Consider the following 23,579-nt stretch of genomic DNA (forward strand, 5'->3'; position numbering starts at 1 on the left):
CCGCTCCCGGGGAGGGGTAGAAGAAAGCCACGCTTCACCGCAATCCTGCGCGCCGGAATCCCTCGAGATAGTGCTCGCAATCGGCCTCGTTGGCCCATGGCAGCTGCGTCGCGATCCAGTGCAGCGAGATGCCCGGCTGGGTGCGGCGCAGCTCGCCCAGCGCCATCTTCGCGAGCATGTCGTCGCCTGTCATGCCGGCCGAGACCGCGAGCACGCGGTAGGCGCCGGTGAGATCGCCGCGATGGCGGATCGCCTCGCGCGCGAGCGTGATGGCCTCGTCATATTGGCGTTCGGTGAAACGCGCATAACCGGCGATACCCTGATAGATCGCCAGCGACGGGTCGCGCGGTGACAGCCGGATCGCCCTTTGGGCGGCCTCGAATGAATCCTTCGGCCGGCCGGCATAGGACAGCGCCAGCGCGCAATAGCCCTGGGCCAGCGAGAAGTTCGGATTGAGCGCGAGCGCCTGCTCGAACTCGGACCCCGCGTCCGCAAGCCTGCGTGTCGAAAAATAGACGCTGCCGAGGGCGACATGCGCCCAGGCGTCCTCATGGTCGCAGCGCACCGCGGCCAACGCGGCGGCCTCCGCCATCGGCGCCACCGTGGCGAGCTCGGCCCAGCCGAGATGCACGCCGAGCATGTGGTTTGCCGCGAGCAGCGACAGCGCCTGGCCGTAGTTCGGGTCAATCGCGATCGCGCGTTGGAGCAGCGTCCGTGCGGTCTCGTGATCGCCCCTCGTCCCCCGCCAATAATGCGACAGCGCCCGCATCAGGAGATCCCATGCGTCCAGGCTCGCGGGCGCCTTGCTATGGGCGCGAAAACTCTCCGCTGCATGGATCTGCGGTTCGATCGCTGCCGCGATCGCGTTGGTGATCTCGTCCTGGACGGCGAAGACGTCGAACAGCTCGCGGTCATAGCGCTCGGCCCACAGATGGCTGCCCGAATTGGCATCGTTGAGCTGCGCGGTGATGCGCAACCGGTTGCCCGCCTTGCGCACGCTGCCTTCGACGACGTAACGGACACCTAGCTCCTCCGCGATCTGCCTGATGTGGACCGCGCGTCCCTTGTAGGTGAAGGACGAGTTGCGGGCGATCACCATGAACCAGCGCTGCTTCGACAGCGCGGTGAGGATGTCCTCGCTGATGCCGTCGCCGAAATAGTCCTGTGCGGGATCGCCGCTCATGTTCTCGAAGGCGAGCACCGCGACCGCCGGGCGGTCGGCCACGCGCGGAACAGCCGGCCTGGCCTCGGCCGGCACGGTCGACGCTGCCGCTTCCTCCCGGACGTCGCCGACGAAGCGAAAGCCCTTGCGTGGAATGGTCTTGATCAGCCGCTGTGTCGCGCCGTCGTCGCCGAGCGCCTTGCGCGCGGCGTTGATCCGGCTGTTCAGCGCCGAATCCGAGATGATCCGATCGCTCCAGATCTGGCTGATCAGGTCACCCTTGCTGACCACACGCGCCCGTTGCGCGATGAGATAGAGCAAGAGATCGAACACTTGCGGCTGCAACGGCACGGCCGCCCCGCCGCAGGTGAGTTCCCGCAGGTTGCCGTCGAGCACGTTGTTTTCAAAGCGAAATCGCACGTTTCTGTCGTCTCAAGAGAAAATCAAAGTCGTCTCAGGCGAAAATCAACGGTCCGCGAAAGTCTGGGGACGTCCGTTCCGGCATGGTGCAAAGACCAAACAGTGTCGATGTCTCGGCACAACGGAGCGTTTCATGACCCAACTTGATCACCAGGTTCATTCCATAGGCCCGGAGGTTGCGGGCTCACGCATATTCAAGCTCATCGCCTTTCTGTACGGAATTACGGCCTATCTCGTGTTTTTCGTCACCGTTCTCTACGCCATCGGCTTCGTCATGGGATTGATGGTGCCGAAGACCATCGACACCGGAACCGACGCGCCGACCCTCGAGGCGGTCATCATCAATCTACTCCTGATGACGCTGTTCGCCGTTCAGCACAGCGTGATGGCGCGCAAGCAGTTCAAGGCATGGTGGACGCAGTTCGTCCCCAAGCCGGTCGAGCGTTCGACCTACGTGCTGTTCGCGAGCCTGTCACTGCTCCTCCTGTTCTGGCAGTGGCGTCCGTTGCCTGCAGTCATATGGAACGTCGAGAATCCGGATCTCGCCGTGACTCTGGTCACGCTGTCCTTTGCAGGCTGGGTCCTGGTGTTCGCCAGCACCTACCTGATCAATCATTTCGAATTGTTCGGATTGCATCAGGTGACCAACCATCTGATCGGGAAGGAGTCGCCGCCGCCGCGCTTCAAGACGCCGCTGCTCTATAATTTCGTCCGCCATCCGATTTATCTCGGCTTCATCATTGCGTTCTGGGCGGCGCCGACCATGACCGCGGGCCATCTGCTGTTTGCGGCCGTCACCACGCTCTACATCTTCGTCGGCATCGCGTTGGAGGAGCACGACCTCATCGAGCTCTTCGGTGACGAATACCGGCAATACAAACAACGGGTGTCGATGCTTATTCCCTGGCGCCGGTCATCCTAACCTCGACGCGGCACCGCGCGCGTCCGCCGAACGGAGGACGCGTGGCCGCGCCGGGTGAGGTACGCGAGCATCTCACGCGTCCGTCCCCTCAACGTCCCCCCGGGGAGCGATCTTCTCTTGTCGCCCCAATTTCTCTCTCCGCATCCCGTCTTTCCCGATTTGTCGTCGGGAGGGAGCGGGCAGGGAATCCCCCTTGTTCATCCAACGGAGTCGATCAAATGAAACATGTCGGAAACTGCTTCTGCGGCGCGGTGACGATCGAGGTCACGGGTGCACCGGAGGCGATGGGTTATTGCCATTGCCGGTCCTGCCGGTCGTGGTCGGGCGGCCCGGTCAACGCCTTCAGCTTGTGGAAGCCTGAAGCCGTGCGCGTCACCGAAGGCGCCGAGAATATCGAGACATTCGCCAAGACGCCGCTCAGCCAGCGCAAATATTGCAAGAAGTGCGGCGGTCATCTCATGACCAACCCCCCGCCGCTCGGCCTGGTCGACGTCTTCTCCGCCACCATCCCGACGCTCGCCTTCGCGCCCGGGGTTCACGTCAACTATGCCGAGACGGTGCTGCCGATGCGCGACGGCCTGCCCAAGCTGAAGGATTTTCCGGCCGAGTTCGGCGGCAGCGGCGAGATGATGCAGGAGTAGCGACAAGGCTGTTGCCTGCGGCCATCCTTCGAGACGCCCGCTGTTGGCGGGCCCTCAGGATGAGGATCGAGTGCGCGGCTGCGGTTTCAACGGGTGCCGATGCCGATGGGCCTCATCCCGAGGAGGCGCATCATCGCCGTCTCGAAGGGCCAGGCGGGCGCTCCGGCCTCCCCAAATGCCGAAGTTCGGCTTCGCAATTCTATCGAGAGGGCGGCAGTGCGCCGCCCTCTCTGGCTTCTTCCAACGGAGAAGGAGGACGCATCAGCCGCCGCGCGATTCAATGACCTTGCGGCAGGAGTCCGAGAGCTTCGACTTGTTCTCACGCAGGCAGGCGTTCATCTGCGGCGGCTTGCCGATGTGTTCGGCGCAGAATTTGCTGGCGTCGCCGCGGCAGGCCATTTGCTCCTGGGGCGACGGACCGGATTGCGCCGCAGCGGGCGGGGCGGGGGCGGCGAGCAGCAGCGCGGCAAGAACCGAAATCTTCATGAAGCACCTCTTTGGAATCCTTGTTGGTCCCGACCGGGATCAATCGGGCCGGACCATCCCGCAAAGGCCAGGCGCGGGTCCATGCCATGTTCATGGCACCGGCGAGCTCTGCCGGCCGCGGTACCCCCATCTTCATGGCATGTATTCGTGCGTCGTCTTTTGTCATTCAGGCTGCACCTCGGCTGCGAGACCCGGTGATTGCATCGGGACGCCGAACGGGAAGCAGGAGAGCAAGGATGTCGAAGAGAGCTGGAGCGCTGGGCACAGGGCTGACGGTCATGGCGCTGGTGAGCGCGGCGATGGTGTCGCTGGGCACGAGCCCGGCGCAGGCAGTGGTCTATTGCAAGACCGTCGGCGTGCCCAAGGGCTGCGTGGTGCGGCCGACGGGAGCGGTGGTCGTGGGAGCGCCGGTCGCCGCGGCGGCGGTCGCAACGCCCGGCGTCGGCGCGCCCGGTGTCGGCGTGCGCGCGGGAACGCCGATGAATCGTGGCGGCCCGGTCAATCGCGTCGGCGTGCGCTGATATTCCCATTGGACTGAATTGATTGCATCGCTTCGGGCCAAGGGCTTGCGGACGAACACCCCCGTCCGCCGCAGGCGGATTTCCCGGCCCGTCCCCTCTCTCCGTGCGCCCCACACGTTCGGGGAGGGGGCCTTTCAGCCCACGGCCATGTCGCTGTCGGGAAAACGCTGCGGCAATTGCAGCCGCACCCGCGTGCCGCTTGCATCGGAACTCAGATCGAGCACCGCGCCGCAGCGTGCCGCGCGGCTTCTCATGTTGCGCAGGCCGCGCGCGGTCTGACCGTTGCGTCCGGCCTCGCCATTGCCGTTCAGCGCAAAGCCGTTCCCGTCATCGGTCACGCTGATCACGCCATACGGCCCCTGGCCTGCGTCGAACGTATCGATGGTGACCGCGATGCGGCGGGGCTGCGCGTGCTTGACCGCATTGGTCACGGCTTCGTCGAGGATGCGCACGATCTGGATGACGTGCCATGGCCTGAGCTCGGGATGCAGCGGCACGCCTTGCGGCGTCGCCACGCGCCAGTCGAGCGTGATGTCGTGCGGCCGCAATTGCGCCGTCGCGCGCTCGCGCCAGGAGCCGAGGGCGAGCATCAGGTCGCCGCCGATGTCGTCCATGGAATCGATGACGAGACGCAGATCCTTCAGCGCGGCACGGGCGGCATCCGTGATGGTCGCGCCCTCATGGCCACGTTCCGAGAGCGCGACGATGCTGACGAGCTGGCCGCCGAGGCCGTCATGCAGGTCACGCATCAGGCGCGTGCGCTCATTAGCGAGCGCGGCGGCGCGCGCGCGCTCCTCCTCGCGGGCAAAGCTCGCCTTCAGCCGCTCCTCGGCCTCCCGCACCCTCGTCACGAGCTGGCCGGCAAAACTGTCGACCTGGTTCAGCGCGCGGGCGAAGCGCCAGGTCAGCCCGGCGCCGATCGCGACCAGCATGGCCGAATAGGACAGGCGCGAGACGAAGATGCGATCATTGGTCGTGATCTCGAGCACGGTGAGCATGTCCTGCACCCAGCAGGTCAGCACGATAGTCACTGCGCAGCCGATCGTGAAGCTCGCCGCGTCCTGCCGCCGCACCACGGCGGTCGCCGTGACGCAGGCCATCAGGAACAGGCAGAGCCCGACGGTGGGAATGCCGAGCACCAGGAAGAGGATGCGCGGCAGCGGCGGCCCCCCGATCAGCCCGACCACGAACACTACGACACCGGGCACGAACAGCAGCGTGCCGTAGCGTGGCCAGCGCCAGCCGAAGAACAGCACGCCGAACACCACGATCAGCGCACTCTCGATCGGCGCGGAGGCCAGCAGCACCGCGGCGAGCCGGGATACCGTGGCCGGCGGCACCGGCGGCGGCGCGAACGCCTGCACCACGCCGAGCAGCATCGCGGCGGCCAGCACGCCATAGACCGGTTCGTGACGCCGCATCAGCCACATGATCGCGAGGATGACGGCCAGGATCGATTGCCAGGCGGAGAACACCACCGGCAGGGTGACGAACAGCAGCGTGCGCGTCTCATAGGCCGGACGCAATGCGACGTCCGGCCCGACATAGACGGTGTCGAGAAAGCCCTTGAGCGGCCCCCACACGAACAGCCGCACCGTGATATCGTTGGTGCCATCGCGCAATAGCGAAGCTGGGATGGCTGCGATCTCGGGCGTGTTGCGGTCGGGCCGGTTGGCGTTGGCGTCGCGCCGGGAGTCGAGCACGACGACGCCGTTGACGGCGACCTCCACTGCGTTGCTGAATCGTGGCAGGGACACCGACCAGCCCGATGCCGCATCGGCGCTCCGGAACGTGAAGGCGACGGCATAGAACGGCGGGGCGGCCAGGGAGGAGCGCGATGACGTGAAATGCGGCAGCGTCACGGGGCGGGTCAGGCCGTCTTCCCGCGCCGAAAAATCGCTCAACGCGAAATCATCAGGGTCGCTCGGCTGCAGCAGTCGAAGCCCAAGAATGGTGACGACCACGATCAGGGCCTGGAGCAGGAGATAGGGCACGAGGCGCGAAGCCAGCAGCCGTCGACGCGCGGGTTTGGCCGCCGCCTTCGCAGGTACCTTCGTCGGTGCTTTGGCCGCGATCTCGCTCACAGCTTGATCAGGCCCTGCTGCACCGCCTCGAACACCGCTTCGCTGCGCGTGTGCACCTCGAGCTTGCGATAGATGTTCTTGATATGGCCGGGCACGGTCTGCTTGGAGAGGCCGAGATGGCTGGCGATCTCGGCATAGCTGAAGCCCTTTGCGATGCCCCAGAGGATGTCGATCTCGCGCGGTGTCAGCCGGGCCGTGTTGAGTGCGGGTCCGGGGGACGGCTCCGCCGAATTCTGCGCGGCACCTTGTGTTCTGCGCACGATGAAGCGCGCGATCGAGGCCGAGATCGGCGAATGACCGGCGACCAGATCGCGCACGGTGGTGGCAATGTCGGTGGGGAAGGCGTCCTTGAGCAGATAACCGGTGGCGCCGACCGTGATCGCGGAGATCACGCTTTCCTCGTCCCCGAGCGCCGAGATCACCATGATCTCGGTGTCAGGGAAGCGCCGCCTCATCTCGCGAATCAGCTCGACGCCGTGGCCGTCGGGTAGCCGCAGATCGGTCAGCAGCACACGGGGCGCGCCGTCGGCAAGGGTGGAACGGGCCTCGCCGAGCGTGCCGGCGCTGCGCACCTCGTAGCCGGCCTTGACCAGCGCGTCCTGCAGCCGCCAGCAGGTCGGCGCGTCGTCCTCGACGAGGAGGATGGTGATGGTTTCACCCGTCTCGCCCTGTTCGGTCATCATCATGGTCCCGCACCCGCGTGTCCCCCGCGGCGCAAGGGCAAGTTTAACCGCAGTGCGGATGTCGCGACACCCATAATCATGGGGGCGGCAAGTCTCTCGGAGCGCAGCGGATCACGCGGCCATGCTATTTGCTCGCGGGCGAGGACACCGGCTTGTCGGGGGCCGGGAGCCGTTGCACCGTGATCCGCGCCGTGCCGCTGTTGTTCTTGTAATATTGGTCGTCCGGTCCGAAATAGGCGGCGTATCTTGCCGGGACTATCCATCGCAGGAAGCGCGGAAAGATCTGCACGGCGTCGTTGACGTAGAAGAACAGCTCACCGGAGTCCGGCGCCACGAATTCGGCAACCATCTGGTCTGCCAGCTTCTGCGCCTTCCAGACCTTGCGAGCCGTATCGCTGTTCGGAAGCGCGTCGAAGGTGCTCATCCCGGCCACGTCGCTCTTGAGCTTCTGCAGCTTCTCCGTGTCGGAGGGATCCGGCAGCTCCGTCGCATCTTCGACATGCACGGGATATCTGTTCGTCGACTTGTCGTTGTCCTTTTCCGCCGGGAGGGTCGGATTCATCCGGCGGGGCAGCTCGTCGGCGGACATCGCATTCACGGCTTGCAGCGGTTGGTCGTTCAAGCCCTTCTCGCCGACGCGCACCATTGGCTGAAACCAGTTCGCCCCGAGCAGCCGCCGAAGCGGCAAGGCGACGTAGTGATGGGTTTCGTAGGTCTGGAATCCGTTGACGCCGGTCATGATCGTGCGGTCGAACCAGGGTTCTTTCATATCGATCCAGACGCGATATTTGCGGCCCTTCTCGACCGCGAGCCTGCTCGCCCAGCAGAACTGGTCGACCTTGAACAGCCCGGTCGCCTGCACTGCGTCCTCGCCTACCGGCGCGGCCGGCGCGATGTTCGCCGGCACCGTTGCCCCCTCGCCCTTTTCTCTTTCCGCTTTTGTTTCCGGGCTCTCGCAAACCTGTCCCGTCGCGACGCGCCAGGTGAAGAAGCTGTTCGAGCCGATCAGAAGACCCAAGCCATAGATCGCGATGATGGAGACGACCGGAAACACGAGCTTGGCGAACGGAAAGTGGATCCAGCCGGCATTTCTCTGCATGAAGCCGCCGAACTTGAACAAGAAGTTCAGTCTGCTGAGGTTCTTCACGCTTGCCTTGCGATCCGGCCGATACCAGGCGAGCCGCGCGCGCTCCTGGATGCCGTCGCGCAGCCGGGAGTTCACATGCCAGACGCCCCAGGTCAGCAGCACCACGAGCGAGGTCAGGAAGGGATAGTAAAGCGCGATGTCGAGCCATGGTCCTGCATAGGACGGCAACACGTTCCTGAGCGCGTTGGCGATGGACCCGACCAAGGCGCCGACGCCCCAGTCGATATGGGTGATGACCCGCAGCACGAGAGTATCGCGCAGGCCGCTGTCCACCGACAGTTCGACGATCTTGCGCGCGATCCACGGCCAGGCGACGATCACGCCCGCCATGGCGAGGAGCGCGAAATAGGCGATGCGCCGCCACCACACCGCGCCGTGCGCGAGATTGACCATCTCGGCGTTGGGCGCTGCCATGGTGGTGAAGGCACAGGCCTCCTCCTTGCTCGCCAGGCCCTTTGCCTTCCTGAGATACGCCTCCTGCATCGCCTTGTGCGTGCCGCCGTCGGTGAGCTCCTGGATGCTTCCGTCCGGCATCAGCACGCGTGCGTTTGCAGGAAGCATGATCGGCGCGTAGTCGTCGCAGCCGAACAGCATCCGCTCGACCACCGCGAAGTGCACCACAGGCGGGCCGCCATTCTCCGCGCCCCCGAGGATCGGGCGAGGATCGTATCGGTACAGCACCGCCGCGCCACTGCGTGAATCATGGCGGGGGGCGATCGCCGACTGATAGGCCTGGAAATGCTCGATTGATCCGTCCTGGAAGCGGAGCTGGTCGCCGAGCTGCTCGATCATCCAGACCAGCGGGACGAAAGAGAGGGTGGATTCCGGATAGCCGCCGCCGATGTCGGAGTGCACGCCGGCGAACCACACCTCGTCCACGATCTGGTGCGTCTCCTTCAGTTTTCTCTGGTCGATGCGCAAGGGGTGGAAGCTGGTGCGCTCGTCGTCCAGAGCGAGCGCATGACAGGCACGCTTCACCGCGTGCGAGAGTTCGTGGTTACGGAATGAGATTGGCCAGATCGACCAGTCGATCGCCGCGCGCAGTTCCTCGATCGGTACGCCGAACGCCTCGACAGTGTCGAACAGCCCGAGAAACTCGATGTTGACGTTCCTGCGGCCGGCCATGGCCTTGCGGACCGTGCCATAGGAGCGGTGCCTGCAGACGAAATGATAGATCAGGAGCAGCAGGTCGCGCATCCAGCGCGCAATCCAGATCGTTGGAAGGCTGCGATAGCCGATCGACTTCTTACGGTAGGCCCGCCACGCCGCCATGGCGTTGCGTCCCATCTCGGCGTGCGAAACCGGCTCGCCCCCGATCTCCGCCGGCACCAGCCCCTGGCTCGCGATGAGTGCCGCCAAGGTGCGCGCGGTGAAGGCGCCGCGGCTGAAGCCGAAGATGTAGATCTCGTCGCCGGGTCGCCAGTTCCAGCACAGGAAGCGATAGAGCTTGCGGACGTTGGAGGGCACGCCGATGCCGGTGGCACCGTCGAGCGCGGCGAGCGGCGCCCAGCCGGCGGTGCCGACGCCTTTGATGTAGTGCGCGATCTGATCGGGCTGGGTGTGGTCGAGCGCCTCATAGAGGCGCCAGACGCTGGATTCCTGGGTGGTGAAGGCATTGCCTGTCCCGTCCGCAAACAGCACCAGCTTGCGTTTTGATGGGGCGGTGCCCGCGCTCTCGCTTGCATCCGCAGCACTGGGCGCCCGTTCCCGCTCGGGAGACACGGCGTTGCGGCCGACATCATGATGCGTCATGGGCCCCTCCGGCAATTTAACCGGGAAAGCGTCAGGCTCAAACCGGGCTGGACTTCCCGAAGCGTAACAATCGTTGCGTCATGAAAGGCGGGTGTATTCTGCACTCGATCCCGTTGAGGTAGCAAGCGGGATCGTCCCGCCTCGGCTGAGCGGTGCGCTGACGCGGCCTAGAGCTTCGGTTCTGATTGAATCAGAACCGAAGCTCTAGATTCTTGTTTTGACGCGTTTTCTTCACGCGAACCGGTGTCCACTTCGCTCGAAAACGCTCTAAGGATCGACCCGCGGCGCCGGATAGCGCCGGGCCAGCGCCGACAACGTCAGGCGACGTTCGTCCGGCGGCAGCTCCAGATAGGCCAGCACGAGCGGCCGCTTCCAGTCGCCGATACCGAAATCCATCGCCATCCATTTCTGCGGCTCCGGGCCTTCGAGGCCCCGGACCCAGACGAAATAGCGGGGAAGGTCGTCGGCGTCCGTCGTGCGTGTCCTGGCCATCAGCTGTCCGCTGCATCGGATCGGTTGCCACAGGATATAGGGATTGGTGCAGCGAAGTCGAATGAGTGCATCGGCGCGCCAGCAATCGTAGAGCGAGTTTGGTCCGTGAGCGGTTGACTGACGCGCACACGACCGGTGCGTTCCGCGTACGGCAAAAGCGTGTCGCCCTGACGCCCGGGGTCAGTGCGTCAAGGTTTGCGGTGATGAAGCGGCCCGATCGGGCGCGCGCACCAGCCATCCGCTGCGAGCGGCACGGCCTCCAAAGAGAGCGATCTGCAAGGCAAAACGAAAAGACCGCCCGTGGGCGGTCTTAATCGATCGGCTTGAGCACCTACATCAAGCTATTCGTCGGCGGCGCCAGGCGAGCAGGCCGCCAATAGCCATGATCAGGCCGGGCAATCCTGCTCCGACAATCGGTCCCGGGACCGCCTGGATTGTCACGTCGGCAACCTCGATCTGACCCGCGCTATTGCCAGTCTGACCGCCGCCCGTGGTGCCGTTGACGATTCGAAAATAATCGGTCGATCCGAGGTCAACGTAGGACGGCAGAATGAACGTGCTGAACCCGCTGCCGAAATTATGGTCACCACCAATCTGGACGAAGCCGGTACCGGCTCCAGGGCCATCGGCGTCAATGAAGAACTGGAAGAAAGACGCGGAACTGTCGCTATGGCCGGTCACAGAGATCACGTACGTCTGCCCCGGAACGGATGCAAAAGTCCAGGTCGCGCTCTCGCCTGCCGTGTTGGCGTCGAACTTGATCTTCGCTCCACCGCCGATGAGACTGGCGCCGCCGCTAAGAACCGCAGTGCCCGGAGTCAACGTGATGGCGCCCGCAGGTGCCGCTGAGACGAGGCAAAGTCCAAGTGCGAAAGCAGCCGCCGAAAACATTTTGGATTTCATGGACTATACTCCTGTCCGGAAACAATTGAATCGCATTAAAAACAGATTGAATTATTTATTTTAATTCACCCCTTGTCAAGAGGTTGCTTCGGGGAACAAAAAACTTCGAATAATGACTTAATTTCAATGGGGTGGGTGAAATTTAAACCATTAGACGCAGCGCGTACAGCATGCAACCGAATGCCGCCACTTGCGGTTGCCTGCGAGCGGAAATTGAACACCACACAATCTGTGATTGCATATCGCCGCCTCACCCGCAGAGTTGCCCGCGCTGCTGGATTGAGGTGACTGCACGGCTGACGGGCACCGGCCTTTCCGGCCTGGTGCCCGCTCTTGGGGCATCCCGGTCACGACATTCATGCCGGCAATTTCGGCACGAAGGAGAAACGAGGTCGGGATCGTGGATAGTTCAAAGCCCCTATGCGTTTGCAGCCGAGCGGCGTCGCCTCCAGGCGAGCAATCCCGCACATGCGGCGATCAGGCCAGGAAGACCCGCGCCGACAACGGGGCCCGGCACAGGGCTGACATCCAGGCTTGCACCGCCGCCCGAGGACTGAAACAGCAGCTGCGAGCCGGTCAACGTGCTCGAAAAGCCGCCGATGGCGAACAGATGGTTCGCAGAGTGGAGCGCGCTGTTGATCGCGGCAACTGCGTCATCGTTCAGCATGATCGTCAGGATCGAAAGAGCGCCGACGGGCTTTGCAATGACCGTGCTTCCGTAGCTGATCCCGCTGCGCAGGTCGTCTCGGATCGATGCCGCGTCTGCCGCCGAAGGCGGGTTGGCGAAGCTGTAATTCTTCAACGCATTGACATTCCCAGTGAAATCCCACAGCGAGAAAGTCTCTGTCGCATCGGTGCTGCCGTAAAAGCCGGGCTGATTGAGCGTCAACGTGACGGATTTTGCGTCTTTGCCGCCAAGCAGGGTAGCGAGAGGGCCGACGTCGAAAACGAGATAATTCGAACGATTGTTTGCGGCATCGAGAATGATGTTGGGAAACACTTGGCCTGTGCTGCAGCAGGCAGCTCCCACGACAGCCACGCTCCCGCTGGCGACGTTATTAATGGTTGCAGCCTGGGCACCATTCATGCCGGCAGCCGCGAACGCAATGGCCGCTAGGCCGATCCTGTATTTCTTCACGGTACTTGATCCTTACTGGATGCTGATTGCCAGGGACAACGTTCGTTGCCCCGTCTCGAGCACACCATCCAGCAACCTTGCAGCCCAACGACTGAAGGTGGGACCGTTCGATCGCGAGCTGGCGTCCCCGATGCGGCGGACGCTAGCGGTCCCATATGTAGCGTCGATGACACGGCGGGCAGCGCCGCCTTTGGCCTGAGCTCCGAAGCCGGGGGGGAAAACAAGACTGGCGTGAGGACGGCGGCCTCCCAAATTGCGCCGCGCATCGAATGCGACGGCAGGCGCGACGAAGCCGCGCGTTGCTTCACCTTTCCGAATGGTGCCCCTGGCCGACAATCGCTTAGTACCATAACAATTTGAATTTGAAGTCACTTTTATCGTCGATTGCTGCCGATACCAGCACAAATACCAGCAGGATGACGCGCGGTATTCGCCGACAAAAATAATAGCAGGCTTCCCGTAGCGGGCGCGCCCATGCAGTTCCGGACTCTACAATCGCGCCGATCGGAATCGAACCCGACTCTGACCGAACCTCCGGAGGGATCGACCGCGAGGTTAGTCTCAGCTGTTCGAGCGGAATGATCGAAAATCGTGGGTTTGACTCCCACTCTCTCCGCCGCACTGCTTATCCGCTGTATCCGGCCGTTTGCTATGGCAGCGATCTAATGAATCGCGCGACACCGGCTGTTTCGACGAGACCGCTTGCGCCCGATCGGCAACCCTAGGTCTTTCGATGTTTCTCTATGAGCGTAGAGCTGCGCTCGTCCCTGCGCTCACGAACTGCCATTCGTAAGATCGGATAACGCAACGTAGGTTTGTTTGGAGTGGGGAAGGGCGGTAGCGCTCCCCGCCACCAATCGTACGATTTTGCGCGCCAAGCTTCGATTTTTTACGATTTGCACTGTTGACGGGAGCGGCTTGAGCTTCAAGAGTGTATCGCGTTGGTGAGCGAAGCAAGCCCAGCTGTCGATAGTTGGGCTGGCGCCAGGACCTGAGGAGGTCGGCCAATCCGGTCCTTTGAACGTCAGCTCGCTATTGTGCAACCGCAGTTATCACGGCTCCGCTCGGGCCTTGCCCAGGGAGATCGCTAGCGTCTCCCAAAATGCGAATGAGTCCGCTGATCGAGGCAGCCTGCATCTTCCGCATGACGTTGGCAAGACGAAGCTTCACCGCCACCTCGCTGATCTCAGGATCGATCTGCTGTTGACAAGACCGCCGGCGTTGCTCGGCTTTCTCGACGTGTTGCACAACGGGTCTAGGCGCCAACTCCGGCTTCTCCTCCCTCCGCCGCGACGATCTTCGCCCTGTCCGGGGACGGTCGCCGCAGCACCTTGTCCCGTCCCATGAGGCGCATCCCGGGTGTCGTACTCCTTGGTGGTGGCGAGGATCGCGACGTTTGTGGCTGGCACTGTCGGTGCGACCAAAGCCATTGTGGTGCTGGTGCCCAGCGCTCCAAGCACTTGGAGCTTTTTTGTCCCCGCTTCGGTGTGAACGCGAACTTGCCATTTTGGCCGGAATTTGACCGCGTATTGCGCTGGCGATATCCTATGCCGACCGGGACCCTTGCAATTTGTATGGGGTGCTCATGGAATGGTCGACCAAGCCGCGACGCGCGGACCAACCCTTTGGAAGCTGGGCGGACGACCTTGCCGCGGCATTTGTTCGTCTTGAGCCGCGCAGGATTGCGGACGAGCCGTTTGAAGGCGCCATTTCCAGAGCTGACGCTGCGCCAATCCAAGTCTCCCTGGTGACGGCGACGCGGCATACGGTACGTCGACTTGCCTCACATATTTCCGGGAGCACCGACGATCTTTGTTTCTTCAACCTACAGATCGAAGGGCTGGGGCGCACCACGCAACGCCACCACGAGCAGACCTGTGCGCCCGGCGATCTCGCCGTCGCCGATACGACGGAGCCGTTCGAGATCGCCAACTGCCACAATTTCAAGCTCTTCTGCTTTGCGGTACCCCGACGGCTGCTGCCGAGCGGGCTGCTCGATCGTCCGCGGCTCAACCTGTCTCGCACGGAGACGGGCCGGGCTCTGTCGAAGACGCTCGCCGGCTATGCCGAAGTCTGTCTGGCGGACCATCGGCATTCAATGACCTCGGCCACCGTCGGTGCGCATGTTGTCGATCTGATCGCACACGCGCCCGACGTGCTGAGCGATCTGTCCGCCGAGCGCGTGCACATCCCCGTCCTGCTGTCGATGATGATTGACCATATCGCGCGGCATAGCGAGGACCCCGAACTCGGCGCGGCAGCCCTCGCTGCTAAGTTCCGCTGCTCCGAGCGCTACGTCCATCGTCTCTTTGCCATGACGGACAGCTCGGTCGGCGAACACGTCAATGACCGGCGGATTGCCGCCTGCACGCGCCGGCTGCTGGATCCCCAATGCGCTCACCGGACCATTGCTGAAATCGCTTTTGCCGCGGGCTTTCGCGACATCTCGCATTTCAACCGTCTGTTCAAGCGCAGCCACGGATTGGCTCCGCGCGAGTTTCGGCGTGCGAGCAGCGCACGCTGACCGACCCGGTTCGGTCCACGCCAAGAAATCGGGCGCTGCCGTCCAAGACTAAATTCTGATCCCGGGATAGCCATTCCCCGACGGCTGGCATCTGGGATCAGAGGACATCGCCATGGCGATCGATTTCACGCTTACGACACGGCAGCGGGATCTTCAGCGCGCGTCGCGCAAGTTCGCCAGAGAGGTGCTGAGCGAGGCCCGGCGCGCCGAGCTGCTGGCAACACCGGAAGAGCGCTTTCTCGCGACCCGGCCCACCTATGAAGCCATGGTCGCCGCCGGCTATTTGCGCAAATGCATTCCGTCGCCCGCAGGTGGCGAGAATGCCGGCTTGATCGACATGGCGATCCTGGCCGAGGAATTCTACAGCGTGAACGCCAGCGTGACACTGACGATGCTCGGCACCGTGCTCGGCTTGCTCCCGATTCTGCTCGGCGGCACGCCGGACCAGTGCCAGCGCCTACTCGTGCCGTTTCTGAGGACGAGTGGCGCGCCGCTCGCCGGATTCTGCTCCAGCGAGCCCGGCGGTAGCGCCAATTCCGGCTCGCCTCCGCCGGGTGAAGGGGTTCGCACCACCGCGAGACGGGAGGGCGACAATTGGGTCATCAACGGCCGCAAGAAATGGGTCTCCTCGGCCACGGGCTGGGATCGCGAGGGCGCCGACATCCTATGCGTCGTGTGCCGAACGGATGCAGCGGCGCCCCCCAGTGAAGCGATCTCGATCATTGCTGTCGAGGGACCGGTCAAGGGCCTCGTGTTCGAGCGCGCCATCGACACGATCGGTCATCGCGGGCATCTGGTGCCGCAGTTCGGCTTGCAGAATGTCGCGGCGCCGCACCGCAATCTGCTGGGCCAGGAAGGGGCGGGGCTCGCCCTGACAGCCGCCGCCTTCACGGGGACGGCGGCGCTCGTCGGCATCTTCGGCGTGGCGTTGATGCGCGCCGCCTTCGCGTTTGCGCTGCATTTTGCCCAGACCGAAAAGCGCGGCGGCGTTCACCCGATCATCGAGCATCAGGCCGTCGGATACGCGCTGGCAGATGCCAAGACCACGATCGAGGCCGCGCGCTATCTCAGCTGGCGGGCGTGTCACGCGGTCGATACCCAGTCGCCGGGGGCCGATGAGCTTGCCATCGAGGCCAAGATCTTTGGTTCGGAAGCGGCGGTTCGCGTGATCACCGATCTGATGCGGGTGGTGGGCGTCGACAGCTATGATCACGAGGCGCCGTTCGCTCGTCTGCTCCAGGATGCGCTGGCACTGCCGATCTTCGATGGCGGCAATATGGGCGTACGGCGACGGCAACTGCACATGATGTTTCGGCAAGGCAGCTACGATCCGCTTGCGGCAAGCGGCGCGGCCTGAGGGAGATGGTCATGGGCACAGAACGGAAAGTCGCCATTGTCACAGGAGCATCCCAGGGGATCGGCGCGGGGATTGCAGAGGCCTTTCGGCAGCGAAACTACGCGGTCGTCGCGACCTCGCGATCAATCAAGTCGGGCGCTGAGGCCGACGTGCTGGTCGTGCCTGGCGACGTCGGCGATTCCCAAACGGCGCAGCGGGCGTTCAGCGCGGCGCTCGAGCGTTTCGGCCGGGTCGACACCCTGGTCAACAACGCGGGCATGTTCATGGCGAAACCGTTCATCGCTTACACGCAGGCCGATTATCGGGCCTACGTCTCGACGAACGTTGAAGGGTTCTTTCACATGACCCAACGTGCGCTCGAGATCATGGGCAAGCAAGGGCGTGGCCATGTCGTCACGATCACGACGAGTCTCGTCGCCCAGCCGATGAACAGCGTGCCGGCCGCCTTGGCCTCGCTCACCAAAGGCGCCTTGAATGCGGCCACCAGGGCGCTCGCGATCGAGTATGCGAGCACTGGTGTCCGCGTCAACGCCGTCTCGCCCGGCATCATCAAAACGCCGATGCATCCACCAGAGGCGCATCAGGTGTTGGCCGCACTCCACCCCATGGGCCGGATGGGCGACATATCGGATGTTGTCGATGCGGTGCTATACCTCGATGGGGCAGGGTTTGTAACAGGCGAGATTCTCCATGTCGATGGAGGGCAGGCGGCTGGCCACCACCGCACCTAGGCCGGCGCTGCATCTGCTACAAGTGCGTCTGATATTTTCCGGTTTGCCTGCATAGGCGGCATGTCCTTGTCGCCGATCGCGATGGGTCCGACGGTCGGCGCGATCAAACTCAGCTCATTCTTGTTGCAAGCCCAGAGGCGTGCATCGACGGCGAGTAGTGCGAATTCTCTTCCGTCCGCCGGGTGGAGACTACAGCCTTCGCCGAGGTTGGAGGCCCAAAAGCGCCGACGGCGCGCTAAGGTAGGCCGCGAACTATCCAAGCACCAAAGTAGGTGGATCAATGCAAGCCTATTCCATCGCCGGAGCCAGGCTGCGAGTTCGGTGTGACGTGGACGCGTGGCGCACCCGACACGATTCGAACGTGTGACCTTTGCCTTCGGAGGGCAAACGCCAACAACCCCGCTGTCCAGCACCGGACGGAAATCGAAAGGCGGGCCAGTACTTGATGAGCCACGCCAGCGCATCGCTTCGCGGCAGGCCGAACTATGCACGTTGAACTCAGCGAAGGCTGGGCCACGAGCGCTCGCGCAGGCCAGGGCGAATGAATACGCCGAGGACGGAATTCGCTTTCTAGATGCAGCCAGCCGGGAAGAAAGCCTGATCAGCATCGAAGCAATCGTGAACGCGTTCGCGTTCCTCTATGGCCAGCCAACGCGGGGTTGGTCATTTGAGATTGACGTCCGAACGTCACGCGTAAAGCGGTGAACGGGGCATGCCGGCGCTTAATTCCCTCGTCGGGAATATCGAAATCCGCCGCGGCGCGTTTGGCTTGGCGATACCAGCAAAAATACCAGCAAAGCGGACGGTTGCAGTGGGCTTTTGCTTGTATTTTCAATGCATCGCGAAAGTTTTCCGGAGAAATCCGGAATCGAACCAGGAGCTTAAGTTATTGTTATTATTATGATTTTGTCCGTGGTGCCCCTGGCCGGAATCGAACCAGCACTCCTTGCGGAACTCGATTTTGAGTCGAGCGCGTCTACCAGTTCCGCCACAGGGGCCCTCGGTCGGCCCTTGAGGGGAGCGTCGCGAAGCCGGCGGACTATAGCCATGGACAAAGCGGGGTCAACCCGCGCCAAAGTGATGTCAGCCGTTCTCGACAGCTGCCTGGGCCGGGGCTAGAGGCTAGGACCACGACCCATTCGAAAGAGGCCGCCGTGACCACCCAGAGTGCCGCAATACCTGCATTCAGGCCGGGAGCCGCAAGCCCCGCGCTGACGGCCTCGCTGCTCGTCACGCTTATCGCGGCCGCGACCATCGCGGGCGCCTGGTTCTTCCAGCTCGTGCTTGAGATCCTGCCCTGTCCGCTCTGCCTGGAGCAGCGCTACGCCTATTACCTCGCGATTCCGCTCGGTCTGCTCACGGCCATTGCGGCGCGAAGCGGCGCGCCGCGGCCGCTGCTGCTGGCGGGGCTTGCGATCCTCGCGTTGGCGACGCTCGCCAATGCCGGTCTCGGCACCTATCATTCCGGTGTCGAATGGGGATTCTGGAAGGGGCCGACCGATTGCAGCGGTCCCGTCGTCAACCTCGGCAATGCCGGCGATCTGTTTTCAAGGCTCGACACCGTGAAGGTCGTGCGTTGCGATGAGGTGCAGTGGCGTTTCCTCGGCCTGTCGCTCGCCGGCTACAACGTGCTGATCTCGCTGGTGATGGCCGCCATCGCCGCATGGGGCTTTGCGGCGACCGCGAAGCGCTAAAGCTCAATCGTCCACATCGTCCTGCGTGCGTCCGAACAGATGCACGATGCCCGGGGTTGCGATCGTCACGAACACGAAACGCGACAAATGATGGGCCCCGACGAAGATCGGGTCGATATGCAAGGTCAGCGCCAGCGCCAGCATGGCGTCCATGGCACCCGGCGCGAAGGCGACGACGACGTCGGAGAATTTGACCTGCGTGGTGAGCGCCACGATGCCGACGAAAATGGCGGAGACGGCGATGGCCACGGTAAACGATCCCAGTGCCGCGTTGATGTGGCCGGCGAACGTCTTGATCCGCATCCGCGCGAAGCGGCTGCCGATCAGCGCGCCGATCCCGACCAGCGCCACGCCGCGCACCCAGTCCGGCAGGCCGCCCTCGACCCAGCCGGCGCCGTGCAGCACGCTGGAGGCGATCATGGCGCCGAACATCCAGCTCGCCGGAAACTTGATCAGCCGCAGGACCAGCGCCACGGCCAGCGAGGCCGCGACCAGCTCCACGAGGTCTAGCGGCGAGGCGATCGTCGTCGTCAGCGAGGCCGCGGTGGAGGAGGCCACGCCTGCGAACGCGAGCACCATCGGTAGCGCCGCGGTGAGGATGATGACGCGCATTGTCTGGACCACCGCGATGCCCGGCAGGTCGGCGCCGCGCTCGACCGCCAGTATCGTGATCTGCGACAGCGCGCCGGGACTGCCGGCCAGGAAGGCCGAGGTGCGGTCCCAGCCATGGACGCGCTGGAGGTAATAGCTGGAGCCGAAGGTCGAGCAGAAGGTCGCGAGCGCAAGCAGCCCTATGGTGAGGGGATAGGCGCTGACCTGCTGAAGCAGATGGCGCGAGACGACCGAGCCTAGCGAAATGCCGAGCAGCACCAGCACGGTCTGGGTCAGGAGCGGCGGCAGCGACAATTGACGGCCGGCGATTGCGGCGATCCCAACCGCAATCATCGAGCCCGAGATCAGTCCGCCGGGAAGCCCGGCGAGGAGAAACACCAGCCCTCCCGCGGTGCCGATGACGAGCGTCTCCGCCGTGCTCAAGAGCTTGGCGCGGCTCGGCCATTCGAACGGCAGGGGGGCGGGGATCTGCTTCACGCCACCTTATCGCAAATCGGCGACGGGCGCACAATTGCAGGCTCGTCATGCCGCAATGCGTGCGCCTCTCACTGACGCGCCGAGGATCGCGAGGGGATTACTTCTTGTCGGCGGCAGGGGCGGCCGGCGCGGCGGTGCCGGCCTTCGCTTCCTTCTTGCACTCGCGACGGAATTTCTTGCGCTCCTTGCCCTTCAGCCCCTTGGCATCCGCCTGTTTGGAGCACTCGATCGACTCGGCCGTACGCTCCTTCGTTGCCTTCTTGTCGGCGGTGGCAGCGGTATCGGTCTTGGCAGCCGGCGCGGTGGTCTGCGCGAAGGCGGTGCCGGTGGCGAGCAGGGAGGCGAGGGCGACGGCGGCGAGGCGAGAGGCGAGGGTCATGGTGGTGCACTCATCTTGCGAGAATTACGAGGGTGTGAGGAACGTCGGCTCGCGTTGCTGAACGCGACATGAATAATCTGAACAAGACGGTCACTATATTTTGGCGGCAGCAGCCATCACTTTCTTGTCGCAGATGGCCGGCACGCTAGGATAGCAACTCTTGTTTCACTTTCCCTCGGGGGAAGACCAAGGAGGAGACCTAGGGATGACCATCCAATCGAAATTGCTGTGCGCGATAGCGTTATCGGGATTTGCTGCGCTCGCGGTGTCGGCGCCGGCGCAGGCGCTGACGACGCAGGAGTGCAGCGCGAAATACCAGGCGGCCAAGAAGGACGGCTCGCTCGGCACCATGAAGTGGAATGACTTCCGCAAGGCCCAGTGCGGCGCGGATGCGACCCCGGCTGCTGCGCCGACGGCGGCTGCGCCCGCCGCTCCCGCCGAGCCGAAGCAGGCAAAGAAGGAGGCGGCCCCCGCTGCCGCGCCGACCCTGCCGGCCGGACCCGCGGTCTATCCGAACGCGATCGATCCGAAATACGCCAAGGAAACCCCGGGCAAGGGCCGCCTGCATACCTGCGTCGACCAGTACAATGCCAACAAGACCACCAACGGCAACGGCGGCATGAAGTGGATCGAGAAGGGCGGCGGCTATTACAGCGAATGCAACAAGAAGCTGAAGGGCGCTGCCTGAGCTTCGAAGTGACGCGAAGGCCGGGGCAATGCTCCGGCCTTTTGCCTAGTCGAGCAGCTTCTCGGCCGACTTCGCCGCCAATTGCGACCGCTTGCGCGGGCCGCGCTCGACGAACAACAGGCTCTGGCCGAAGATGAAGCAGTAGAACAGGAAGGCCTGCGCGTCGGCTTCCTCGGCCTCGAGCCCGGTTGCGCGATAGAGCTCAGCCACGTGCTTGAGCCGAACGGCGTCCACGGCCGCCGCTGCCGCCGCGGCGTTCTCGTCCGAGCGGGCCCATTGCCGGATCGCGAGCTCGATCGCCATGGCTTCCGGATTGAGACGCTCCGAATAGAGCTGGATCACCGCCTTCAGCCGTTCGCGGGGCCCTTGACCGTTCAGGCGGGTCTGCTGCGCGATCGACGCCGCGCGCCCCTCGCGCCAGCGTTGCAGCATGGCATCGAGCAGCGCGGCGCGGTCGGCGAAGCGGCGGTAGAAGCCGCCCTTGGTGACGCCGAGATTCTTGGCGAGCACCTCGACCCTGACACCCTCGACCCCTGAGCGGGCGAGCTCGGCAAACCCCGCCTCGACCCAGACATCGCCCTTGCCGTCGCTCATGAAGCGAGCTCTCCGATTCTTGATACGGTGCCGTATTGCTAACCCGTCCCGCGCCTGATACGCTACCGTATCAAGATCAAAGGGGGTGGAGGCGATGGCGCAGGAGGCAACCTATCGCGGCACGGTCTATCCGTGGCAGTGCGACCACGTCGGCCACATGAACATCATGTGGTACGTCGGCAAATTCGACGAGGCCAACTGGAATCTGTTCGCCCGCCTCGGGCTGACGCCGAGCTATCTGCGCTCATCCGGCCGCGGCATGGCCGCCGTGCAGCAGAACATCACCTACAGGCGCGAGCTGCTCGCCGGCGATATCGTCGAGATCCGCAGCCATCTGCTCGAGGTCCGCGACAAGTCGATTCGCTTCCGGCATGACATGACGAACGCCGAGACCGGGGAGATCGCCGCAATGTGCGAGATCACCGGCGTGCACATGGACCGCAGCCAGCGCAAATCGGCGCCGTTCACGGATGCCATCCGCGAGATCGCCGTAAGGCATCTCGCCGAGCCGGCCGAGGTCTGAGCCATGGCTGCGTTCGAGCCGAGGAATCCGGGCTATCGCGCGGCGGCCGTCGCCATGTTCGATGGCCAGCCGGCGATGCGCACGCTCGGCGTCGTGATCGTCCGCTTCGGACCGGGCGAGGCCGAGCTCGCGATGCTGCATTCGCCGGAATTCACCCAGCAGAACGGCTTCATTCACGCCGGCATCGTCACGGCCGGGCTCGACAACGCCTGCGGTGTTGCCGCCTTCACGCTGATGCCGTGCGAAGCCGACATCCTCACCGTCGAGTTCAAGACCACGCTGCTTGCACCAGCCCGGGGCGAGCGCTTCGTTTTCAAGGCCGAGGTCGTCAAGCCCGGCCGAACGCTGACCTTCTGCGAGGCAAAGGCATTTGCCGAGCATGAGGGCAAGTCCACGTTGATTGCGACCATGACCGGAACGTTGATGGCGATGCTGCCGCGCAACGCAGCCTCGCTGGCGCCGCGCACGTCCGGCGCATAGCGGCGATTGACAAGCTTGCCGACGCATCCCTTGATGCGAAGGTCATGCTTGCGAGTCTCGGTCTCATCCTGCTGTGCCAATTGATCGGCGAAGTCGTCGTGCGCGGCCTCGGCCTGCCGCTGCCGGGACCTGTGCTCGGCCTGCTGCTGCTTCTGATGCTGCTCCTCGCTCGCGATCGCTTCGCGTTGCTCATGCGCGGACCGCTGCGCGACGACGGCGTCGAGACGGCGAGCAAGGGTCTATTGGCGCATCTGTCGCTGTTGTTCGTGCCGGCGGGCGTCGGCGTGGTGCAGAAGCTCGACCTGCTTGCGTCCCACGGCATCGCGATCATCCTAGTGCTCGCGCTGTCGGTGGTCGTCACGCTGCTCGCGACGGTGCTGACCTTTCGCCTCGTCAGCCGCCTGCTGAAGCAACGGGACGCGCGATGAAGGACAATCCGTTCTCGCTGTGGGTCTACCTCTCGCAGTCGCCGCTGCTGTGGCTGACCGTGACGCTGCTGGTCTATGCGGCGACCGATGCGGTGTCGCTGGCGACGCGGCGCCACCCGCTGGCCAATCCCGTGCTGCATGCGATGTGGATCATCGGTGCGTTCCTGCTGCTGACCGGCACCTCCTACACCAGCTATTTCGCCGGCGCGCAATTCGTTCATTTCCTGCTGGGGCCTGCCACGGTCGCGCTCGCCGTGCCGCTCTACGAGAATCGCAAGCGCGTGGTCACCTCGATCGTGCCGATGCTGGTGGCGCTCCTCGCGGGATCGATCACGGCCGTGGTGTCGGTGGTGTTGCTGGCCGAGCTCGCCGGCCTTCCCCGCGAGGTGGTCCTGTCGCTGGCGCCGAAATCGGTCACCGCCGGCGTTGCCATGGGCATCGCCGAATCCCTGCATGCCGATCCTTCGCTGGCCGCGGTTGCGGTGATCCTCACCGGCATCATGGGCGCCATCATCGTGACGCCGCTGATGAACCGGACCGGCGTCAGCGATTACCGCGCGCGCGGATTCGCCGCCGGCCTTGCCGCGCATGGCATCGGCACCGCGCGCGCGTTCCAGGTCGACGAGATCGCCGGCGTCTTCTCCGGCATCGCCATGAGCCTGAACGCCTTGGTGACCTCGTTCCTGGTCCCCTTGGCGGTCACGCTGCTGGTGCGATGACATCGCCGCCGCAACACCTTAT

General features: G+C 64.0%; 23 protein-coding genes and 1 tRNA gene. 12 read left to right on the forward strand and 12 right to left on the reverse strand.

The window, feature by feature from the left end:
- Positions 1-34 precede the first annotated feature (34 nt).
- A complete protein-coding gene (locus X268_RS01460) occupies positions 35-1,582 on the reverse strand; it encodes a winged helix-turn-helix domain-containing tetratricopeptide repeat protein (RefSeq protein WP_128923282.1) in 1,548 nt (515 codons plus the stop codon).
- 133 nt (positions 1,583-1,715) lie between these two features.
- Between X268_RS01460 and mddA the strand changes: the two genes are divergently transcribed.
- Together mddA and X268_RS01470 are read left to right on the forward strand one after the other, a co-directional pair.
- Positions 1,716-2,504: a methanethiol S-methyltransferase gene (gene mddA / locus X268_RS01465; protein WP_164937471.1), complete on the forward strand. Its 789-nt coding sequence runs from the start codon at positions 1,716-1,718 to the stop codon at positions 2,502-2,504.
- Positions 2,505-2,722: 218 nt separating this feature from the next.
- Positions 2,723-3,145, forward strand: coding sequence for a GFA family protein (locus X268_RS01470; RefSeq protein WP_128923283.1), 423 nt, complete (start codon positions 2,723-2,725; stop codon positions 3,143-3,145).
- Between the two features lie 261 nt (positions 3,146-3,406).
- Here X268_RS01470 and X268_RS01475 read toward each other — a convergent pair whose 3' ends face one another.
- On the reverse strand, positions 3,407-3,631 hold the full coding sequence (locus tag X268_RS01475) for a cysteine rich repeat-containing protein (protein ID WP_128923284.1): 225 nt from the start codon (positions 3,629-3,631) through the stop codon (positions 3,407-3,409).
- Between the two features lie 236 nt (positions 3,632-3,867).
- Between X268_RS01475 and X268_RS01480 the strand changes: the two genes are divergently transcribed.
- Positions 3,868-4,152 (forward strand): hypothetical protein, encoded by a 285-nt coding sequence (locus tag X268_RS01480; protein ID WP_128923285.1) that lies wholly within the window; start codon positions 3,868-3,870, stop codon positions 4,150-4,152.
- Positions 4,153-4,286: 134 nt separating this feature from the next.
- On the opposite strand, the gene X268_RS01485 is transcribed toward X268_RS01480, so the two are convergent.
- The 6 genes from X268_RS01485 to X268_RS01510 form a co-directional block, all read right to left on the reverse strand.
- Positions 4,287-6,236: a sensor histidine kinase gene (locus X268_RS01485; protein ID WP_128923286.1), complete on the reverse strand. Its 1,950-nt coding sequence runs from the start codon at positions 6,234-6,236 to the stop codon at positions 4,287-4,289.
- Positions 6,233-6,916 (reverse strand): response regulator transcription factor, encoded by a 684-nt coding sequence (locus tag X268_RS01490; protein WP_164938084.1) that lies wholly within the window; start codon positions 6,914-6,916, stop codon positions 6,233-6,235. Before X268_RS01490 ends, X268_RS01485 begins: the two co-directional genes overlap by 4 nt.
- 127 nt (positions 6,917-7,043) lie before the next feature.
- Positions 7,044-9,818 carry a T6SS phospholipase effector Tle1-like catalytic domain-containing protein gene (locus tag X268_RS01495; protein WP_128923288.1) on the reverse strand — a complete coding sequence of 925 codons (2,775 nt, stop codon included), beginning with the start codon at positions 9,816-9,818 and terminating at the stop codon, positions 7,044-7,046.
- A 267-nt stretch (positions 9,819-10,085) separates the two neighbouring features.
- Complete coding sequence (locus X268_RS01500) at positions 10,086-10,310, reverse strand: hypothetical protein (RefSeq protein ID WP_128923289.1); 225 nt, start codon at positions 10,308-10,310, stop codon at positions 10,086-10,088.
- A 336-nt stretch (positions 10,311-10,646) separates the two neighbouring features.
- Complete coding sequence (locus tag X268_RS01505) at positions 10,647-11,213, reverse strand: hypothetical protein (RefSeq protein WP_128923290.1); 567 nt, start codon at positions 11,211-11,213, stop codon at positions 10,647-10,649.
- Between the two features lie 418 nt (positions 11,214-11,631).
- On the reverse strand, positions 11,632-12,351 hold the full coding sequence (locus X268_RS01510; RefSeq protein WP_128923291.1) for a hypothetical protein: 720 nt from the start codon (positions 12,349-12,351) through the stop codon (positions 11,632-11,634).
- 1,585 nt (positions 12,352-13,936) lie between these two features.
- Here X268_RS01510 and X268_RS01515 point away from each other — a divergent pair.
- From X268_RS01515 to X268_RS01525, 3 genes are all read left to right on the forward strand, one after another.
- Entirely contained in the window at positions 13,937-14,875 is a 939-nt protein-coding gene (locus X268_RS01515) for a helix-turn-helix domain-containing protein (RefSeq protein WP_128923292.1), read from the forward strand.
- 112 nt (positions 14,876-14,987) lie between these two features.
- Positions 14,988-16,232: an acyl-CoA dehydrogenase family protein gene (locus X268_RS01520; RefSeq protein WP_128923293.1), complete on the forward strand. Its 1,245-nt coding sequence runs from the start codon at positions 14,988-14,990 to the stop codon at positions 16,230-16,232.
- An 11-nt stretch (positions 16,233-16,243) separates the two neighbouring features.
- Positions 16,244-16,963 (forward strand): SDR family NAD(P)-dependent oxidoreductase, encoded by a 720-nt coding sequence (locus tag X268_RS01525; protein ID WP_128923294.1) that lies wholly within the window; start codon positions 16,244-16,246, stop codon positions 16,961-16,963.
- A 913-nt stretch (positions 16,964-17,876) separates the two neighbouring features.
- Here X268_RS01525 and X268_RS01530 read toward each other — a convergent pair.
- Positions 17,877-17,961 (reverse strand) — tRNA-Leu (locus tag X268_RS01530).
- 156 nt (positions 17,962-18,117) lie between these two features.
- Here X268_RS01530 and X268_RS01535 point away from each other — a divergent pair.
- Positions 18,118-18,657, forward strand: a complete 540-nt coding sequence (locus tag X268_RS01535; protein WP_128923295.1) for a disulfide bond formation protein B — start codon at positions 18,118-18,120, stop codon at positions 18,655-18,657.
- Between the two features lie 3 nt (positions 18,658-18,660).
- Here the strand turns inward: X268_RS01535 and X268_RS01540 are convergent, their stop codons facing one another.
- Both X268_RS01540 and X268_RS01545 read right to left on the reverse strand, forming a co-directional pair.
- On the reverse strand, positions 18,661-19,746 hold the full coding sequence (locus X268_RS01540; protein ID WP_128923296.1) for an AbrB family transcriptional regulator: 1,086 nt from the start codon (positions 19,744-19,746) through the stop codon (positions 18,661-18,663).
- Positions 19,747-19,843: 97 nt separating this feature from the next.
- Positions 19,844-20,125 carry a PsiF family protein gene (locus X268_RS01545; protein ID WP_128923297.1) on the reverse strand — a complete coding sequence of 94 codons (282 nt, stop codon included), beginning with the start codon at positions 20,123-20,125 and terminating at the stop codon, positions 19,844-19,846.
- A gap of 205 nt (positions 20,126-20,330) precedes the next feature.
- On the opposite strand from X268_RS01545, the gene X268_RS01550 reads away from it, so the two are divergent.
- Positions 20,331-20,813: a hypothetical protein gene (locus X268_RS01550; RefSeq protein ID WP_128923298.1), complete on the forward strand. Its 483-nt coding sequence runs from the start codon at positions 20,331-20,333 to the stop codon at positions 20,811-20,813.
- A gap of 45 nt (positions 20,814-20,858) precedes the next feature.
- On the opposite strand, the gene X268_RS01555 is transcribed toward X268_RS01550, so the two are convergent.
- Positions 20,859-21,407, reverse strand: coding sequence for a TetR/AcrR family transcriptional regulator (locus X268_RS01555; protein ID WP_128923299.1), 549 nt, complete (start codon positions 21,405-21,407; stop codon positions 20,859-20,861).
- A 94-nt stretch (positions 21,408-21,501) separates the two neighbouring features.
- Between X268_RS01555 and X268_RS01560 the strand changes: the two genes are divergently transcribed.
- The 4 genes from X268_RS01560 to X268_RS01575 are packed head-to-tail and all read left to right on the forward strand — an operon-like array spanning position 21,502 to position 23,557.
- Positions 21,502-21,930: an acyl-CoA thioesterase gene (locus X268_RS01560; RefSeq protein ID WP_128923300.1), complete on the forward strand. Its 429-nt coding sequence runs from the start codon at positions 21,502-21,504 to the stop codon at positions 21,928-21,930.
- Between the two features lie 3 nt (positions 21,931-21,933).
- Entirely contained in the window at positions 21,934-22,410 is a 477-nt protein-coding gene (locus X268_RS01565) for a PaaI family thioesterase (protein WP_128923301.1), read from the forward strand.
- A gap of 44 nt (positions 22,411-22,454) precedes the next feature.
- Complete coding sequence (locus X268_RS01570) at positions 22,455-22,838, forward strand: CidA/LrgA family protein (protein WP_128923302.1); 384 nt, start codon at positions 22,455-22,457, stop codon at positions 22,836-22,838.
- Positions 22,835-23,557: an LrgB family protein gene (locus X268_RS01575; protein WP_128923303.1), complete on the forward strand. Its 723-nt coding sequence runs from the start codon at positions 22,835-22,837 to the stop codon at positions 23,555-23,557. Before X268_RS01570 ends, X268_RS01575 begins: the two co-directional genes overlap by 4 nt.
- Positions 23,558-23,579 lie beyond the last annotated feature (22 nt).

It is taken from the genome of Bradyrhizobium guangxiense (assembly GCF_004114915.1).
Taxonomy (GTDB): domain Bacteria; phylum Pseudomonadota; class Alphaproteobacteria; order Rhizobiales; family Xanthobacteraceae; genus Bradyrhizobium; species Bradyrhizobium guangxiense.